General features: G+C 61.2%; 15 protein-coding genes. 8 read left to right on the forward strand and 7 right to left on the reverse strand.

Annotated features, from left to right (window positions below):
• Positions 1-102 precede the first annotated feature (102 nt).
• Entirely contained in the window at positions 103-1380 is a 1278-nt protein-coding gene (locus ACZ495_RS10905) for a DUF4910 domain-containing protein (protein WP_012623798.1), read from the forward strand.
• Between the two features lie 254 nt (positions 1381-1634).
• Here ACZ495_RS10905 and ACZ495_RS10910 read toward each other — a convergent pair whose 3' ends face one another.
• The 6 genes from ACZ495_RS10910 to ACZ495_RS10935 form a co-directional block, all read right to left on the reverse strand.
• Entirely contained in the window at positions 1635-2327 is a 693-nt protein-coding gene (locus ACZ495_RS10910) for a DVU0298 family protein (RefSeq protein WP_012623797.1), read from the reverse strand.
• A gap of 236 nt (positions 2328-2563) precedes the next feature.
• Positions 2564-3163 (reverse strand): LysO family transporter, encoded by a 600-nt coding sequence (locus ACZ495_RS10915; RefSeq protein WP_012623796.1) that lies wholly within the window; start codon positions 3161-3163, stop codon positions 2564-2566.
• Positions 3160-3543, reverse strand: a complete 384-nt coding sequence (locus tag ACZ495_RS10920; RefSeq protein WP_464262265.1) for a LysO family transporter — start codon at positions 3541-3543, stop codon at positions 3160-3162. The genes ACZ495_RS10915 and ACZ495_RS10920 overlap by 4 nt, the downstream gene beginning before the upstream one ends.
• Before the next feature lie 475 nt (positions 3544-4018).
• Positions 4019-4963 carry a hypothetical protein gene (locus ACZ495_RS10925; protein ID WP_296984160.1) on the reverse strand — a complete coding sequence of 315 codons (945 nt, stop codon included), beginning with the start codon at positions 4961-4963 and terminating at the stop codon, positions 4019-4021.
• Positions 4945-6198 carry a bifunctional phosphopantothenoylcysteine decarboxylase/phosphopantothenate--cysteine ligase CoaBC gene (gene coaBC / locus ACZ495_RS10930; protein ID WP_464262266.1) on the reverse strand — a complete coding sequence of 418 codons (1254 nt, stop codon included), beginning with the start codon at positions 6196-6198 and terminating at the stop codon, positions 4945-4947. The genes ACZ495_RS10925 and coaBC overlap by 19 nt, the downstream gene beginning before the upstream one ends.
• Complete coding sequence (locus ACZ495_RS10935) at positions 6195-6794, reverse strand: hypothetical protein (protein WP_012623792.1); 600 nt, start codon at positions 6792-6794, stop codon at positions 6195-6197. The genes coaBC and ACZ495_RS10935 overlap by 4 nt, the downstream gene beginning before the upstream one ends.
• Before the next feature lie 130 nt (positions 6795-6924).
• Here ACZ495_RS10935 and queA point away from each other — a divergent pair, with 130 nt between their 5' ends.
• From queA to ACZ495_RS10970, 7 genes are all read left to right on the forward strand, one after another.
• Positions 6925-8022: a tRNA preQ1(34) S-adenosylmethionine ribosyltransferase-isomerase QueA gene (queA, locus tag ACZ495_RS10940; protein ID WP_012623791.1), complete on the forward strand. Its 1098-nt coding sequence runs from the start codon at positions 6925-6927 to the stop codon at positions 8020-8022.
• Between the two features lie 209 nt (positions 8023-8231).
• Positions 8232-8456, forward strand: coding sequence for an indolepyruvate ferredoxin oxidoreductase subunit alpha (locus ACZ495_RS10945; RefSeq protein ID WP_012623790.1), 225 nt, complete (start codon positions 8232-8234; stop codon positions 8454-8456).
• Positions 8453-9562, forward strand: coding sequence for a 3-methyl-2-oxobutanoate dehydrogenase subunit VorB (locus ACZ495_RS10950; RefSeq protein WP_296984155.1), 1110 nt, complete (start codon positions 8453-8455; stop codon positions 9560-9562). Before ACZ495_RS10945 ends, ACZ495_RS10950 begins: the two co-directional genes overlap by 4 nt.
• 2 nt (positions 9563-9564) lie before the next feature.
• On the forward strand, positions 9565-10416 hold the full coding sequence (locus ACZ495_RS10955) for a thiamine pyrophosphate-dependent enzyme (protein WP_464262267.1): 852 nt from the start codon (positions 9565-9567) through the stop codon (positions 10414-10416).
• Positions 10409-10948, forward strand: coding sequence for a 2-oxoacid:acceptor oxidoreductase family protein (locus tag ACZ495_RS10960; protein WP_296984152.1), 540 nt, complete (start codon positions 10409-10411; stop codon positions 10946-10948). The genes ACZ495_RS10955 and ACZ495_RS10960 overlap by 8 nt, the downstream gene beginning before the upstream one ends.
• A gap of 628 nt (positions 10949-11576) precedes the next feature.
• Complete coding sequence (locus tag ACZ495_RS10965) at positions 11577-14003, forward strand: methyl-accepting chemotaxis protein (protein ID WP_464262268.1); 2427 nt, start codon at positions 11577-11579, stop codon at positions 14001-14003.
• Between the two features lie 207 nt (positions 14004-14210).
• The gene (locus tag ACZ495_RS10970; RefSeq protein WP_012623785.1) at positions 14211-15161 is read left to right on the forward strand and encodes a TIGR01777 family oxidoreductase; all 951 of its coding nucleotides are present in this window, start codon (positions 14211-14213) and stop codon (positions 15159-15161) included.
• A 260-nt stretch (positions 15162-15421) separates the two neighbouring features.
• Here the strand turns inward: ACZ495_RS10970 and gap are convergent, their stop codons facing one another.
• Positions 15422-16426, reverse strand: a complete 1005-nt coding sequence (gap, locus tag ACZ495_RS10975; RefSeq protein ID WP_012623784.1) for a type I glyceraldehyde-3-phosphate dehydrogenase — start codon at positions 16424-16426, stop codon at positions 15422-15424.
• Between the last annotated feature and the right edge of the window lie 5 nt (positions 16427-16431).

Genomic DNA, 16431 nt, shown 5'->3' on the forward strand with positions numbered 1-16431 from the left:
TAGCGCCATGCCAATATGTGCCGGCCGTAAAGGCTGTTCTTCTTTCCGTATCTTTCACGTCCGCCCGGTCCGGGCGGGCAAGAGGCACACAGGGGCTTTCCCATGCCAAATCTTCACAGTTTCCTACAGCGGCTTTTTCCCATATGCCGCAGCATTACGGGCAATGGCGTCCGGCAGACCCTTTCCATACTCAAGGAAGAGCTGCCCGCCCTGCAACTGCATGAAGTGCCTTCCGGCACACCGGTTTTCGACTGGACCGTACCGGACGAATGGAACATCACCGAGGCACGGTTGACCGGTCCGGATGGCGAAGTCATTGCAGACTTTGCCCACTGCAACCTGCACGTGGTCGGTTATTCCGAACCTGTAGACATCCACCTGTCGCTGGACGATCTGCAGGAGCACCTCCATTCCCGGCCTGACCTGCCGGAAGCCATACCCTACGTAACGTCCTACTACGCCAGGCGCTGGGGCTTCTGCCTCAAGCACAGCATACGCCAGAAGCTCAAGCCCGGCACATATCATGCGGTCATACGGGCTTCTCTGGAACCGGGGCATCTTTCCTATGGAGAGTTTGTGTTGCCGGGGCAAAGCGAAAAAGAAATATTTCTGTCCACCTATGTCTGCCATCCATCCATGGCAAATAACGAGCTTTCAGGCCCGGTGGTGGCTACCGCCCTGGCTCGCTGGCTGCAAAGTGCGCCACGACGCTATACCTACCGCATTGTTTTTGTGCCTGAAACCATCGGGGCGATCACCTACCTGAGCAAAAATCACCAGATGCTGCGCCAACGTGTGGCGGCAGGCTTCAACCTTACCTGCCTGGGCGACGACCGCGCCTATTCCTATGTACCCAGCCGCAAGGGAAACACCCTGGCCGACAGGGCGGCACTGCACGTATTGCGGCACTTTGCCCCGGATTTTGTGCGCTACACCTTTCATGACAGAGGCAGCGATGAGCGCCAGTACTGCTCACCCGGCATTGACCTGCCCCTGTGCAGCGTCATGCGCACAAAATATCACGCCTTTCCCGAGTACCATACCTCACTGGACGACTGCTCTCTGGTAACGGAAAAAGGCCTTCAGGGCGGCTTTGAAATCATGCGCAAGATACTTGAAACACTGGAAGAAGATGTCACATACCAGTGCCGGGTGCTGTGCGAGCCGCAACTGGGTAGGCGCGGGCTTTACCCCACACTGAGCACCCGGTATTCCTGTACCGAGCAGGTAGACCTCATGATGGACCTGCTGGCCTATGCCGACGGCAGCATGAGCCTGCTGGAAGAAGCGGAAACCGTGGGCGCGGATATTTTCCGCTGTGCTTCTGTCATGCGCCAGCTTGAAGAGCAGGGCGTCATATGCAGAAAAAGTGAAAGCTGAACGTAAAAAAGCATATGCCCGTTGAGAACAGGCGCTCTCAACGGGCATATGCCGTCTGTTCCGGTATGGCGTCGCGCAGGCAAACTGCGCTCGCGCCTCTGATTTTGTGTCGGCAACCTGCCCGCGGACCGTCAGTGCGGCGTCTCTGCCGCGCGGTTCCGGCACGTCCGCCCCGGGCATATCCTGCAGCCCCAAAAAAGCAGGGGAGCGCCCCGGACTGCCGGTGCGACCCCAGCCACCTGCTGGCGCCAGGCTCAGGCAGAAAGCCTGTCCAGCGCTTCTCCGGCTATCTGGCTGACGCTTTTTTCGTACACGTCGTTGCCGTCAAAAAGCTCACACATCTCATCATGCCCGGCATCGGCAAGGCGCCGCAGGGCCGGGGCATCCATCAGGTCCGGGGGCAGCTGGCTCAAGGCCCAGGCCGCCATGCCCCGGCAGATGATGTCCTGATCCTCCAGCCCCTTGAGCAGCCATTTGCGCGCGCCAAGGCACAGCTCGGGCCGCGCCAGTGCCAGACGTCCTATGCTCCAGTAGCAGGAGCGCCGCAGGATGTCGTGATCGCAAAAGTTGTCGTCGTAGCCGAGATCAATGATGTAGGAAATGAGAATACGGTGAAAATCCTTGGCAAGCGAGGGGCTGGCGGCGAGAATTTCGCCAAAGGCATCGGGGATGCCCCATCCGATATTGCCGGATTCTTCATTCAGATGCCACATGAGGCGGCGAATGATGTTTTTTGCGGCTTCGGGCTGCTTTTCGGCCAGCCGGGCCGTTACCTGCCCCAGAGCCACGGCGGCACGGTGCATGGTCTGCGGGCCGAGCAGCAGAAAAGAAAAAAGCGGACCGACGTTTTCAAGGCCGCCCTGGGCGATCTCATCCAGATGGTCGCGCCATTGGGGGCTGTTGATACATTCCTTCAATTTTTGTTTGGCTGAGCGCATACGGGCCATGACATATCCTCCAGGGGCTGTATTCCGGCTCCGTGTATATAGTTATAGTTTTTTACGGTTCTGGCAAGGCGGCGCACCCAAACCGTTTTTTGCACGGCCTGCGGCACGGAACCGGCACTCCCCAGAAGCAATTAACGCTCAAATGATTGCTTAACAGCCGGCAAGGCCGCCCTGCAGTCATTTGGGACAAGGGTTTGGAGACAAATCCTTGTAAAGCATTTCAAGTGTAACATACTCTAGATGCTGCAAAAAAATGTCACCCAGAAAGGCACGCTGAAATCCAGCACCAGCGCATGCACGATGGATATGAATATCCACTGATTGCCCGCATAGCGGGTAATGACGGGCAGTGTGGTGTCCAGCGTGGAGGCTCCGCCGCAACTTATGGCTGCCGTCGGCCCCATCAAGCGCACCAGCAGCGGCGTAAAAAGCAGAGTGATCAGTTCACGGGCGATATTGCTGATAAGGGCGATGGTTCCCAGTTCCGGTCCCTTGTACTGGGTGATGAAGATGGACGAAAGCGAGTAATAGGCAAAACCCGCCCCCACAGCCATACATTCCGCCGCGCTGTACACCAGAAAAAAGCTGGCAAGGGCTGTGCCTGCGAATGTTCCCACTGTGGTGGCAAGGGGCAGCAGCAGCACACGGGGGCGCAGTGTGCGCAGCATTTCGCCGAACCGCCTGTCCGCCCCCATTGATACGCCTACCAGCAACATGAGCGCCCACAGCACATAGAGCGTCATGTCATGCTCAATGAAATAGTCGGGAACAAGGCCCAGTCGGGCCAGCAAGACTCCGGCGCCGAAAAAGAACAGGATCAGCAGGCTGCCGTTCATGCGCGCGAGTCATCCTGCCCGGTACCGGCAGAAGAGGCAGGGGCGCTGAAATGCGCGGTACAGGATTTTTCCGTGCCGTCGCTTGCGCAAAATCTTTTCAGCGCGTCGGGTTCCGGAGGTTGCCGGAAAAAACGGCGTATACACAGAACACATACAAGGGACCCGCCCACGCCGCACAGGGTCAGCAGCATTGCTGCGCTGCCCAATTCCGGCAGCGCGCCCATCAGGGTGCTGTTGCCGCCCACAGAAATGCCCAGGGCAAAAAGCAGCAACACAATGGCGGGTGTCACACAGCGTGAAAGCACCGAGGCCAGCCGCCTGCCGCGCAGCAGAAAACCGGCCAGCATGCCCAGGAACATCAAACCGATGGCGATGAACACGAAACCTCCGAAAAGCCGCTCACACCCCACACCACAGACCCCAAAACGTCGCCCCGGCCCGGCGACAGATCAGGCCCCCTGCACCAGCGGGGCCTGAGCAGACAACGCTTGAAACAGCCCCTGCTTCATGCCCGAAGCCCTTACGAAACAACGTGCTGGCAACAAATTCCTACTGTCCATCACCAAGCACCCCAACCAGTCAAAGTTTGCCCATTGATGTCATTGCGCAGCGCGGAGAAAAACTGCCGGCAGAGCGGACAGGTTCCCACAGCAGCCGCGCAGCTCCCGTAATTGCCAGGCAACCGGGTACCTGAAGAAGGGGCCGGGGGAATGCAGAGAGGATTCCGAAGGGTACACCCTGAAAAGACCGACCGCTGCCGTCCACCGCACAGGCAGACGCCCTCAATGAAGGCGATAAAAGCATTTCAAACGGCAACGTTCCTGCATCTGGAGCCTTTTTTCAATGGTACACGGCTTAGCGTGTCACCTGCCGCAATGCCTGTCGCAGAAAGGCCAGCATGGAGGCATAACGCTGGTCCTCGCGCTGCATGTAATCCACGTCCCACAGCACCCACACCATATGCCCCCTGTAGCGCGCCTGTTGCAGGGGGCGCAGCCCCGAGGGCAGACCAAGGGCCTTTACCGCCGCAGAACCCATAACCACAACGCCCCGCGCGCCCAGGCGCGAAGCTCCGGACCAGAAGGCGTCGGCATGGGGCACAAGGCCATCCTCACGGGCAGGGGGCACGGCTGGCGGTGCGGCAGGTTCCGTACCGCCTTCATCCGGCAGGCTGGCGGGCCAGAACGTATGCGTACCGGCCGGGTGGGCCAGATCCTGAAGCAGTTTCTGCAAAAAGCCCCGGCGCTCCATCTGTCCCTCGGCCTGAGCATTGCACAGGTCAAGCCCGAGGTTCCAGTAGGTCCACAGCACAAGGCCGGGGCGCGCCTTTTCAAGCTGCCTGCGCCAGGGCGTGGGCCAGAGGTCGGGAGCCAGGGGTTTCCACAGGCGGCTGCCGGAAGGTTGTGCGCTCTGGCCGCCTTCTGCCGGGACGGGCGCGGAGCGATGGCCGCTGCCCTGCTCCTGCACCGGTGACGGCGGCGCGGCCTGCCCACGGGAAGGCGCGGTGGCTTGCCGGAAGGAACTGCCCTGACCTTCATGTCCGCCCTGCCTGCCCGGGCCGGTTTGCCCATCCACACTACCGGGGGCTTTTGCCCCGCCCTGCATACCCTGCCGGGCATGAACTGGCTGACGGGCCGCACTGCCGTAACGAGGCTGCTCTTCCCTGCTGCGCACAGGCGGTATCGCCGCACTTTCGACACTGCGCGGCGCAAAGGCGTCAAAGCCTTCGTGCATGAGCAGGCAGGAAAGCCCGCGGCGCTGCCACAAGGCAGTGAGCGGATTTACATGCGCAAAAGCCACGAACACAACTCCCAGGCCACATCGGCCTTGCTCTGGGTGGGCCAGATTTCTTCACGGCCGTTGGCATCCACCACAACCATGCTGTTGGTGGGCGAGGCAAAGCCGCTGTCTGCGCTGTTCACCCTGTTGGCTGCCAGAAGATCGGCCTTTTTTCGCGTGATCTTGGCGTGAGCCAAGGGCAGCAGGGCATTCATATCCGGCGCGGTTTCAGCGGCAAAGGCCAGAATTTTCTGACCCGGGGCGCGCTGCTCCGCAAGACTTTGTAAAATATCTGGATTTGGCAAAAAATCCAGGCTGAAGCCCTGCGGGGCTTCGGCTTTTTTAAATTTGCGCCCGCCCAGGGGCCTGGGTGAAAAATCCGCCACAGCAGCGGTGAACATGCCCACGTCCATCTGCGGCCACAGGGCCGCGGCCACAGCAAACATATCCCGTGCGCTGACCACATCACGCCGGGCAATGCCCTGGGGCATGCGCGCGCGCACCCCCGGCCCGCACACCGCCGTCACCTCCGCGCCGCGCAGCCATGCGCAGACGGCCAGGGCCGCCCCCATAAGCCCGCTGGAAGGATTGGACCAGAAGCGCACGCCGTCCCATCCTTCACGGGTAGGACCAAGGGTGACCATCACCCGCCTGCCCGCCATATCCTGCGGACTGAGCGCCTTGAGCGCCGCCAGAAAAATATCATGCAGGGGAGCCAGCCTGCCCTCGCCTTCATCGCCGCAGGCCGTACCACCGCAGGCCGGGGCCACAATATGCGCCCCGCGCTCGCGCAAAAGTGCCACATTGGCTCTGGTGGCCGCATGAGCCCACATGCGCGGATTCATGGCCGGGGCAATGACAAGGGGGCCGTCAAAGGCAAGCTCCTGGGCGGCCAGCATGTCGCCGGCAGCCCCGTGGGCCAGGCGAAAAAGCGCATCGGCCGAGGCCGGGGCCACCACCATGGCATGAGCGTGCTGGCCCGGCTCAAGGTGGGCGAAAATTTCCTGCCCCTGGCTGAACATATCTTCATAAACAGGGGCCGCGCCCAGCGACTCAAAGAGCATGGGCGTCACAAAACGGCGCGCGCCGGGCGTGAGCGTGGCCGAAACATGCATACCCATGCCGCGCCATGCCCGCAAAAGATCCGCAGCCCGGTAGCAGGCCACGGAACCGCACACGCCAAGATGCAGGCGCTTTTGCGCAAAGCGCGTGCTGTGGTCAAAGGGCGTTTTAAATCCGCGTTTCTGGTCACTCATAGGTTACGCTCCTGCAGGCCGCCCCCGGCTCCATAGCTGCCCCCGCCATGCCCCCCCTGGGGAGCGGTATTCATGCCGCCGGAATCGCCGAACCCGCCGGAATCACCGGCAGGGGGCGCAGGGGCCGCATCAGCCGCATCCTGCATGGGCAGGGGCGCGCCATCAGGCAGGCGGTCGCCTGTCCAGATATTCATGATGGTCAGTACAGCCTGGCTTTCAAAGGTCAGCACAGCCATGGCCGCTCCACGGTCATATACATAGACCGCCCGCGCGCCCTTGCGCAGGGCCAGACGGAGCTGCCAGCCCTGGGACTGCAGGCCGGAATACATGATCTGGGCCGCAAAGGCCGTATTGACCTGGCCGCGCAGCACCTCAAGCCCCTGCCGCCCGCCGCCGGGGCCGAAGTCCTGAAAACCGTGAGAGGCATACCGCTGCATGCCCGCAGGCACAGGTACGCCGAGCAGCTGGCTTGTGGATGCATCGGTTCCGCCGGTCAGAGGGTCATTGGAAAAAGGATTTTCCAGCCCAATGGAGGCGCAACCCTGAATTGTTGCGAGAACTGCCAGTAACACAAGGATGACAAGAGGCCGCCGCATGGCTATACTCCTTCCCTCCCGCTCGGCATAGCAAGGGGAGCAATCACGTCACCCTAGCCTCAACGCCCTGCCCTGACAAGAGCGGCAGGCACGTAAGGGGCGGGAACATCATAACCGGGACCTGTACGCCATGCACATTGAGGAAGCTGATTTCTTACTGCAAAGCTATCGTTTCGACCTGCCGCAGGAGCAGGTCGCCCAGTTTCCACCTGAAGAACGGGGCGGCTCGCGGCTTCTGGTCATGCCGCGCAACGGCGAGCTGACCCTGCGCCATGAAAATTTTTGTGACCTGCCGGACTGCCTGCCCGAGGGAGCGTTGCTGATTGCCAACAATTCCCGAGTATTGCAGGCGCGTCTTCTTGGTACACGCTCCACAGGCGGCAAGGTGGAATTTTTACTGCTCACTCCCCTGCCTCTTGTGATCGAACGGGCCAGAGCCGATAAAAACGGCGGCCTGTATGCCGAGGCCGAGGGCCTTGTACGCTCCGGCGGCAGCATCCGCGAAGGCGAAAGTTTCGGCTTTGGCGCGGGCATAGGCGTAACCGTGCTGGAATCCGGCCCCTTCGGGCAGCGGCGCGTGCGCCTGAGCTGGACGGGCGACCTTGCGGCGGCCTTTGCGGCCACGGGCCATATACCCCTGCCGCCCTACATCAAGCGCCCCGATGCTGAAGACGACCTGAGCCGCTACCAGACCGTCTATTCCCGCCAGGACAAGACCGGTTCTGTGGCCGCGCCCACGGCCGGGCTGCACTTTACGCCGCCCCTGCGCGAGCGTCTGGCGGCAAAAGGCTTTGAATGGGCGGAAGTAACGCTGTACGTGGGCTACGGCACGTTCAGCCCTGTGCGCAGCAGCGACATACGCAGCCACCGCATGCACCGCGAATATATAGAAGTGCCCGAAGCCACGGCCCTGGCAATCGCCAGGGCCAGGGAAGAAAAAAGGCCGGTCATTGCCGTGGGTACCACAAGCCTGCGAACCCTTGAAGGTGTGGCGGAGCTTTGCGGCCGCGTGCAGCCCTATACCGGCTGGACGGATATTTTCCTGTATCCCGGCAGGCCCTTCCGCGTGGCGGACGGGCTTGTGACCAATTTTCACCTGCCGGAATCCTCCCTGCTCATGCTGGTCTCGGCCTTTGCCGGGCGCAAGCGTGTGCTCGACGCCTATGCCGAGGCCATTGCCAACAACTACAGATTCTTTTCATACGGGGATGCCATGCTGATCCGCTGACGCCCCTGCCCGCGCCGTCCGTACTCCGCACGCCGCTTCCGGGCATGCGCAACCTGCGGGCGGCTCACGGCCGGCACACCCTTGCGGGATGGTCCTGCAAGGCATGCCGGGGCACGGAAGGGGTCCTGAAGGCAGGGTCCCGCGGAACAGGCCGCTCGCAAGGGGCCTGTTTCCCTCCCCCAGGCGGGCAAGGCTCCCAAGGAGTACACATGTCACGAATCGTGTTTCTGGAAGAACGCTGCAAGGGCTGCCGCCTGTGTGTGGAAGCCTGTCCTGTACATATTCTGCGGCCATCGGGCCGGTTTAACCGCCAGGGGTATGAGGTCATGGAGATGGACGGGCAGTGCACGGGATGCGCTTCCTGTGCCGTCATGTGCCCGGATGTGGCCATCCGTGTCTTCAAAAGCGCTGTAAAGAAAGGGGGCGAGGCATGAGCCAGAATTCCTCTGAACGTATACTCATCAAGGGCAATGAGGCCGTGGCCTTCGGCGCTGTTGATGCAGGCTGCCGCTGCTATTTCGGCTACCCCATCACACCGCAGAACGAAATTCCCGAAGTGCTTTCCTCGCTGCTGCCCGAACACGGTGGGCAGTTTGTACAGGCGGAAAGCGAGGTCGCCGCGGTCAACATGCTGCTGGGCGCTGCGGCCTGCGGCATTCCGGCGCTCACGTCTTCCTCCAGCTGCGGCATCTCCCTCATGCAGGAGGGCATCTCCTACATGGCGGGCAGCCATATACCCGGGGTTATGGTCAACATGCAGCGCGGCGGGCCGGGCCTTGGCGACATCGGCCCCTCGCAGGGCGACTACTTCCAGGCCGTCAAGGGCGGCGGCCACGGCGACCACCGCAACCTGGTACTGGCCCCGGCCACTGCCCAGGAATGCTATGACTTCATGTTCCGTGCCTTTGCCCTGGCCTTCAGGTACGCCAACCCGGTCATGGTTCTCGGCGACGCCATCGTAGGCCAGATAAAGGAGCCTGTGCGGCGCATACCTCCGGCCGACGCCGTTTCGCCTGAAGCCCTTGCCGCCATGACAAAAGACTGGCGGCTTGAAGGCTACGGCAAGCGCGGCACCGGCGCGCAGCCCCGGCTGCTCAAGTCTGTCTATCTTGCCGAGGGCGCACTTGCCGAACGCAATCGCCTGCTCATGAAAAAATATGACGACATGAAGGCCGAATGTGCATGGGAATGCGTGGATGTGGACGATGCCGAGCTTGTGGTGGTGGCTTTCGGCTCCATCGGGCGTATCGCCCGCAGCGCCATACGCCGTCTGCGTGCTGAAGGCCACAAGATCGGCCTGTTCCGCCCCATTACGCTTTTTCCCTTTCCGGAAGAAGCCCTGCGGGCGCTTGCACCGGGCAGACGCTTTCTCGTTATGGAGCAGAACACGGGCCAGATGGTGGAAGACGTGCGACTGGCGCTTTTTGCCCAGCCAGGCATAAGCGCGTCCTCCGTGCTCTGGCACGGCATCATGCCCGGCCTGTTCATCGGGGCCGACGCCCTGCGTGAACCCATGTTGCAGGCCCTCAAGGAGAAATAGCCATGTCAGCACAGCAAACAGAAATCCTGCGGCCGGGCTGCACAACTCCCCGGGAAGGTGAACGGCTTGTTTTTGATGTAAATCCCGTGCTCAACGAACGCCACACCCACTATTGCCCCGGCTGCCATCACGGTATTGCCCACAGGCTGGTGAGCGAAGTGCTGCACGAGCTTGGGGTGGCGGACCGCACCATCCTGGTGGCCGCGGTGGGTTGCGCCACCTTTACCTATGACTATTTTAACGTGGACGGCCTTGAAGCCCCCCACGGCCGCGCCTGCGCCGTGGCCACCGGGGTGCGCCGCGCGCGGCCAGAATCTGTGGTCTTTACCTACCAGGGTGACGGCGACATGGCGGCCATCGGCATGGCCGAATCCCTGCACGCCGCCAACCGGGGTGAAAAGATCACCACCATCTTCATCAACAATACCGTATACGGCATGACAGGTGGGCAAATGGCCCCCACCACGCTTGTGGGGCAAAAAACCACCACCAGCCGCCAGGGACGTAGTGTCGGCAACGAAGGCGGCCCCATACGCATGGCAGAAATAATGGCCCAACTGGACGGCGTGGCCTATGCCGCCCGCTGCGCCCTTGATTCCGTCAAGCATGTGCGCGCCGCCAAAAAAGCCGTGCGCAAGGCCTTTGACGCGCAATTGCAGGGGCTTGGCTTCGGTTTTGTGGAGTTGCTCTCCGGCTGCCCCACCAACTGGCATCTGGACCCCATCGCCGCCAACAGGCGCATCGCCGAAGCTATGATTCCCGTCTTTCCCCTTGGCGTGTACAAGGATGTGTCCAGTGCCGACGCAACAGCGGAAAACGCGGGGCAGGACAGCCAGGAGGCCGGCCGTGAGTAAGTATCAGGATGTCATTATCGCCGGGTTCGGCGGCCAGGGAGTCATGCTCATAGGCAACCTGCTGGCCCAGGCCGGGATGGAGCACGGGCTTGAGGTGAGCTTTATCCCCGTATACGGGGCGGAAATGCGCGGCGGCACGGCCAACTGCACGGTAGTGCTGGATGAGCACGCCATCGGTTCCCCGTTGGTGCGCGAGCCGCTGTCCACCATCATCCTCAACGAGCCTTCGCTGGCAAAATTCCAGCCGCGCCTGCACAGGGACGGTGTGCAGGTGGTCAACGCATCCCTGGTAAACAGGGAGCTTGTGGATACCACGCTGCGCACGGTATATATTCCGGCCAACGACATGGCCCATGAACTGGGCAACGTCAAGCTGGCCAATATGGTGGCGCTGGGCGCGTGGCTCAAGGCCACGGGCGCGCTGCCGCCTGCCGTGGTGCAGGACGCGCTACGCCGCGTGATCAGCGCCCATTATGCCAAGCTTATTCCCGTCAACGAAAAAGCGCTGGAGGCAGGCTACAGCTTCGCCTGACCCCAATGGAGCCGCAGGCCCGGGGGCGGCTGCCTGCCGCGCCCGCAGCGCCGTTGCGGCATGACCTTGCCATATCCCCGCGCCGGACCGCCCCTGCAAACAGGCAGGAGCAGACCGGCGTGGGGATTATTTACATCCTGCTGCCTGTTCTGTCTTTGCCCGCGGGCAACCGACTGGCCCGGCCAAGGTTGCCGATATGCCTGGCCGGAATATCTGGCCGGAACAGCAGGCGCCCGGCAACAAAAACGCATCACGCCCGCAACATACCTGCACCACCGCCGATCATCGCCCGTTTTTCTTCTGCTTTTCTATTAACAAACAAAATCAGCCCATTGAATGTACTTTACTGTATACACAGCATGTCTGAACCCTGTAATTCTGCTTCAGGACAGGCATAAACCCTTGAGTTGCGGTATATTTTCATGCACATTGCTCTAAAGTTCACATTCGGCATTCCGATTCTTACTTGTAAGTAACGCGCACACACCCTGCCCGGTCCAGTTTGGCGTTCAACGGCTTTCCAGTCAGCCTGGCCTCTGTTGTCAGGCTCTTTCGGTATGGAAAACGCTGCACAGCTCTGAGGCTTCTTGCGAACGCCCCGAGCCACGCACAACGACAGGACGTTGCCATGACTATTCGTGCAAAATTTTTGCTGACCTTTTTTGCTGCCATTATTCTGGGCATCGGCAGCACCCTGCTGATTGTCACCGGGAAAATGGACACCATGAATGAGCGCAGCACACAAGCGTATATGGAGCACGCGCTCTCAAGCACCAATAACTATATCGCTCTCTTCTTCAAGCAGGCCCAGGAAAGCGCAACCATGCTGGCTTCCACGCCAGCCATACGCGAAGCTTTCGGCCACCTTCCTCTTTTCACAGACAACAGCGAACCGCAGCAGGTTGCCAGGCCGGCCATGACACCGCAGGCCCGGACGGTGGACGAAATATTCCAGCTCGTCAAAGACAGCCACGCCAACTACAGTAGTGTTACCTTTGGCGCTGAAAACGGCGGTTTTCTCGAATATCCGCTGGCATCCTGGCCCGCAGGGCATGACCCGAGAACAAAAAAATGGTACCGCCAGCAGATGGAAAGCTCCCGCGCCACCAACATCAGTTCGGCCTATACAACGGCGCAGGGCGTCGCTGCCTGCGCCGTTACGGCAAAGGTTTCCGGCGCGGACGGCAGGCCCCTGGGCGTCATTGATATCGACATCACCCTTTCCGCCCTTGTCGTAATGGTGGAAGGCATAAAAATCGGCCAGACAGGTTCCATCATACTGCTCGAAGACAGCGGCATGGTTCTGGCCGCCCCCCAGTACAAGGCCTGGGTCAACCGCAATATCAGCGAGTGCGGGGTGCCCGCCCTGCAGGACCTGCTTGCCGCCGGGGGAACAGGCACGCTTGCGCTGGACGGTGTTGAAAAACGTATTGTCGTGTACAAGGGCTTTCAGGGCTGGCGCATGATCGCCCTTATGAATGAAAGTGAAGTCAGTGCGGACATGAACGCGGCCCTCAAGCAGGTACTGCTCGCCGGGGCGGCCATTACCGCGGTTCTGCTTCTGCTGGCCCTGTGGATTGTGCAGAGCATACGCAAACCTCTTCATCAGATGGTGCAGTGCACCACGTCCATATCCAACGGTGACCTTGACTGCCTGCCGTCGGCAAAAAGATTTTCCGCCGAGCTTTTGCAGCTGCACACCGGCCTTTCCCGCATAACAGATACCTGCAAGAACATGCGAACCCAGGTAACGGCTACCGTTGGCAGCGTGGCCGACGGCTATCTGCGCAGCAGCATCAACGAAACGGAATTCAGGGGCGACTTTAAAAAAATCGTCGAATCCATCAATGGCCTGGCGGGCAGCATGCTGGCAGTTATCGACAAGATACCTTCTCCCATCATGATCCGCGATGCGCAGAGAAAGATACGGTTCCTGAATGAAGCCGCGATGTTTGGCGGCAAAACACCCGACAGCATGACCGGAACGGCCTGCTCAGGCCATTTCAGGGCCGATGCCTGCGCCGGAGGCTGCGCTGCGGACCAGTGCTTTGCCAGCAGCCGCAAGGAAACCACAAGCACCGTGTCACATCCTTCCGACGGCACGGCCATCGACATGTTCTATACGGCCCTGCCCTACGGTTCCGACGCCGTACTGGCGCTCATGACAGACCAGACCCAGATGCTGCAGGCCCAGCGACAGGTGATGGAGGTGGCCCGCGAGGTGGAAGAAGTGGGCACGAAGCTGTCCGCAGCATCCCACGAACTGGCGCACATCATAGCCCTGTCGGATCAGGGTGCGGAACGGCAGGCCATGCGCGTGGGCGAAACCGCCAGCGCTATGGAAGAAATGAATTCCACCGTGCTTGAGGTGGCACGCAATGCCGAGCAGGCGGCCAATATGGCCATGGGTACACGGGAAAAAGCGCAGGAAGGCGCGGAAATCGTAAGAAAATCCGTCAACTGCATCCAGACGGTGCAAAGCCAGTCCTTGCAGCTTAAAAACGACATGAACACCCTGAACAGAAACGCGGCCGACATCAGCCAGATCATGGGCGTCATATCCGACATCGCAGACCAGACCAACCTGCTGGCCCTCAATGCCGCCATTGAGGCCGCACGGGCGGGTGACGCAGGGCGCGGCTTTGCCGTGGTGGCTGACGAGGTGCGCAAGCTGGCCGAAAAAACCATGTCCTCTACCACCGAGGTCGCCAGGGCCATTGCCGCCATCCAGAGCAGCGCCGGGCAGAGCGTCAATTCTGTGGATGCTTCCACAAGGTCCATTGAAGAAGCCACGACCTTTGTCACCCTGTCCGGCACGGCGCTGGAAGAAATCGTCAGCATGGTGGATACCACCGCCGACCAGGTGCGCGCCATCGCCACGGCCAGCGAAGAGCAGTCCGCCACCAGCGACGAGATCAACCGGTCAGTCAACGAGATCAATGAAATCGGTATCAAGACGGCCCAAGGCATGCGCGACGCCAATACGGCAGTCTCCGGCCTGAAGCAGCTCTCGCAGACGCTGGATGCCCTGCTCAAAACCATGAAGCTTTCCTGACCGTACCCCCCGGCGCTGCGGGCAAAACTCCTGCCCGCAGCGCCGCATCCAGGTCCCGACAGGCAGATGCGCCGGCAGATGCCGCAGGAAACGCCGCCAGCACCGCAACCTGCGTGCCGGCCTGCCCGCCTGTCTTACGGGCAACTGCAAGACCGGCCGCTTCAGCCGTTCACGCGCCTGCCCTCCGCGCGGTCACAGGAGAAAGCCATGCATGTACTTATTCTTGGCGCTACAGGTTTTATAGGATCGCATATCACGGCCAGCCTGCTGGCCGCCGGGCATACGGTCTGCGCCGCAGCCAGAAGCGGCGGAAGCGGAAGGCCCGCTGCCGATGGGCTTGCGTATGCGACGTGGGACGGCAAAAATCCCGACGGGCTGCGTCCGCTGCTGGAGCATGCGGATGCTGTCATCAACCTTCAGGGAGAGAATATCGGCGCGGCCCGCTGGACCCGCGCCCGCAAGCAGGCCATCGTCCAAAGCAGGCTGGATGCCGGATATGCGCTCGTCACTGCCCTGCACGAACTGCGGCACAAAAACCAACGGCTGCCACAATGCCTTTTACAGGCCTCGGCCTGCGGCTACTACGGCCTGTGGCCCGATGCGGCCACGGCCCCGCCATGTACTGAACACAGCCCCGCAGGCCAGGGGTTTCTGGCCCGAACCTGCGTGCAGTGGGAGGCAAGCACCGCGCCGGTGGAGGATATGGGAATACGCCGCTGCATCCTCCGCTTTTCACCCGTGCTGGGAAAAAAATCTTCCGGAGCGGCCGGGGGTTTTCTGGAACGGATGCTGCCGCCGTTCAGGTATTTTATGGGCGGGCCTGTCGGGTCTGGGCACCAGCCCGTAAGCTGGATTCATATGGAAGATGTAACGCGTATCGCCCTGTTTTTGCTCGCGCAGAGCGGTCTGTGCGGCACATTCAATGCAAGCGCCCCTGAAACAGTGAGCATGCGCCGCTTCGCCCATACCTTGGGCAGCGTATGCGCGCGGCCCGTCTGGCTGCCTGTTCCCGCGTCGCTTGTGCGCCTTGCCCTGGGAGAAATGGCCGAAGAGTTGATACTTTGCGGGCAAAACCCCTTTCCGTCCCGTCTGGCCGATGCTGGTTATGCCTTTCGCTACGGCAGCCTTGAGCAGGCCCTGGCCGATACACTGGCCTGATCCCGCGCCGCCCGGTGAAAGAGTTTTCAGCCTTTCCGGCAGATCAGAAATCCCGCCGCACCATTTCTTCTCGCCTACGAACCGTCAGTTTGGCATTCTTGTGGTCATTCACCCTTCCCTCGCTCGGCCTGCTGTTGCCTGGTAACACCAGCTTTACCGATTTGGGGAGGGTGAACAACCTGTCGGAACACTACAGCCAGGCCACAAAAAAGGCGGCGCGGAAAGCCCGCACCGCCTCAGAGACGCTGTTTCATGCCGCTCTAGCGGCAGCGGCTGCCGACCATACGCAACAGGCGCAAAAGCTGGTTGGTAAAACCCGCTTCGTTATCGTACCAGATCAGCACCTTGACCATGCTGCCGTCCAGCACCTGGGTGGAGAGCGCGTCCACCACGCCGCCGTGGGTACTGCCCCGGTAGTCGATGGAGACCAGCGGCTCTTCAGAAAAGCCCATATTCGGTCCCATGACGCCTTCGCTGGCAGCCTTGAGGGCCGCATTGACGGCGGCGGCGTCACAGGAACGCTCGACCTCGCAGGTCAGGTCCACCAGAGAGCAGGCAAAGGTAGGAACGCGCACGGACATGCCGTTGAGCTTGCCTTCAAGCTCGGGCATCACCACACCCACGGCCTTGGCCGCGCCCGTGCTGGAAGGAACCATTGACACGGCAGCCGAGCGGCCCCGGCGCCAGTCCTTGTGTGAACCGTCCAGAATACGCTGGCTCATGGTGTAGCTGTGGATGGTGGTCATGAGGCCGTGACGGATGCCGAACTTTTCGTGCAGCACCTTGACCACGGGGGCCAGGCAGTTGGTGGTGCAGGACGCGGCGGAAATGACCTTGTGTCTGGCGCAGTCATAGACATGATCGTTGACGCCCATAACTATCATGGCGTCCACATCCTTGGCCGGAGCAGAAATAACGACCTTTTCCGCGCCACAGGCCAGGTGCATGGCGAGGCCTTCGCCGTCCTTGATGGTCCCCGTGGTTTCCACGGCAATGGTCACGCCAAGGCGCTTCCATTCCCATTCGCCGGGCTTGCAGCGGGTAACGGCGATGTGACGGCCATTGACGATAATGCCGTTTTCATCATGGTCCACCGTGCCCGCAAAATTGCCGTACGTGGAATCGTACTTGAAAAGATAGGCCAGGGCGGCATTATCGGCGCGCGCGTTGATGGCGACGATTTGCAGATCCTGGTCATCGGCCAGCAGCCGCAGCAGGTAGCGGCCGATACGGCCAAAGCCGTTCAATCCCAGTTTGACGGGCATGTTGC

It is taken from the genome of Desulfovibrio sp. GTC20076, assembly GCF_055385905.1.

Coding starts and splice junctions, on each gene's coding strand:
- ACZ495_RS10950 (WP_296984155.1), top strand. CDS start 8,453: ATGAGCCAGAATTCCTCTGAACGTATACTCATCAAGGGCAATGAGGCC.
- ACZ495_RS10945 (WP_012623790.1), top strand. CDS start 8,232: ATGTCACGAATCGTGTTTCTGGAAGAACGCTGCAAGGGCTGCCGCCTG.
- ACZ495_RS10970 (WP_012623785.1), top strand. CDS start 14,211: ATGCATGTACTTATTCTTGGCGCTACAGGTTTTATAGGATCGCATATC.
- coaBC (WP_464262266.1), bottom strand. CDS start 6,198: ATGAGTGACCAGAAACGCGGATTTAAAACGCCCTTTGACCACAGCACG.
- ACZ495_RS10915 (WP_012623796.1), bottom strand. CDS start 3,163: ATGAACGGCAGCCTGCTGATCCTGTTCTTTTTCGGCGCCGGAGTCTTG.
- ACZ495_RS10905 (WP_012623798.1), top strand. CDS start 103: ATGCCAAATCTTCACAGTTTCCTACAGCGGCTTTTTCCCATATGCCGC.
- ACZ495_RS10955 (WP_464262267.1), top strand. CDS start 9,565: ATGTCAGCACAGCAAACAGAAATCCTGCGGCCGGGCTGCACAACTCCC.
- ACZ495_RS10910 (WP_012623797.1), bottom strand. CDS start 2,327: ATGGCCCGTATGCGCTCAGCCAAACAAAAATTGAAGGAATGTATCAAC.
- queA (WP_012623791.1), top strand. CDS start 6,925: ATGCACATTGAGGAAGCTGATTTCTTACTGCAAAGCTATCGTTTCGAC.
- gap (WP_012623784.1), bottom strand. CDS start 16,426: ATGCCCGTCAAACTGGGATTGAACGGCTTTGGCCGTATCGGCCGCTAC.
- ACZ495_RS10935 (WP_012623792.1), bottom strand. CDS start 6,794: ATGCGGCGGCCTCTTGTCATCCTTGTGTTACTGGCAGTTCTCGCAACA.
- ACZ495_RS10965 (WP_464262268.1), top strand. CDS start 11,577: ATGACTATTCGTGCAAAATTTTTGCTGACCTTTTTTGCTGCCATTATT.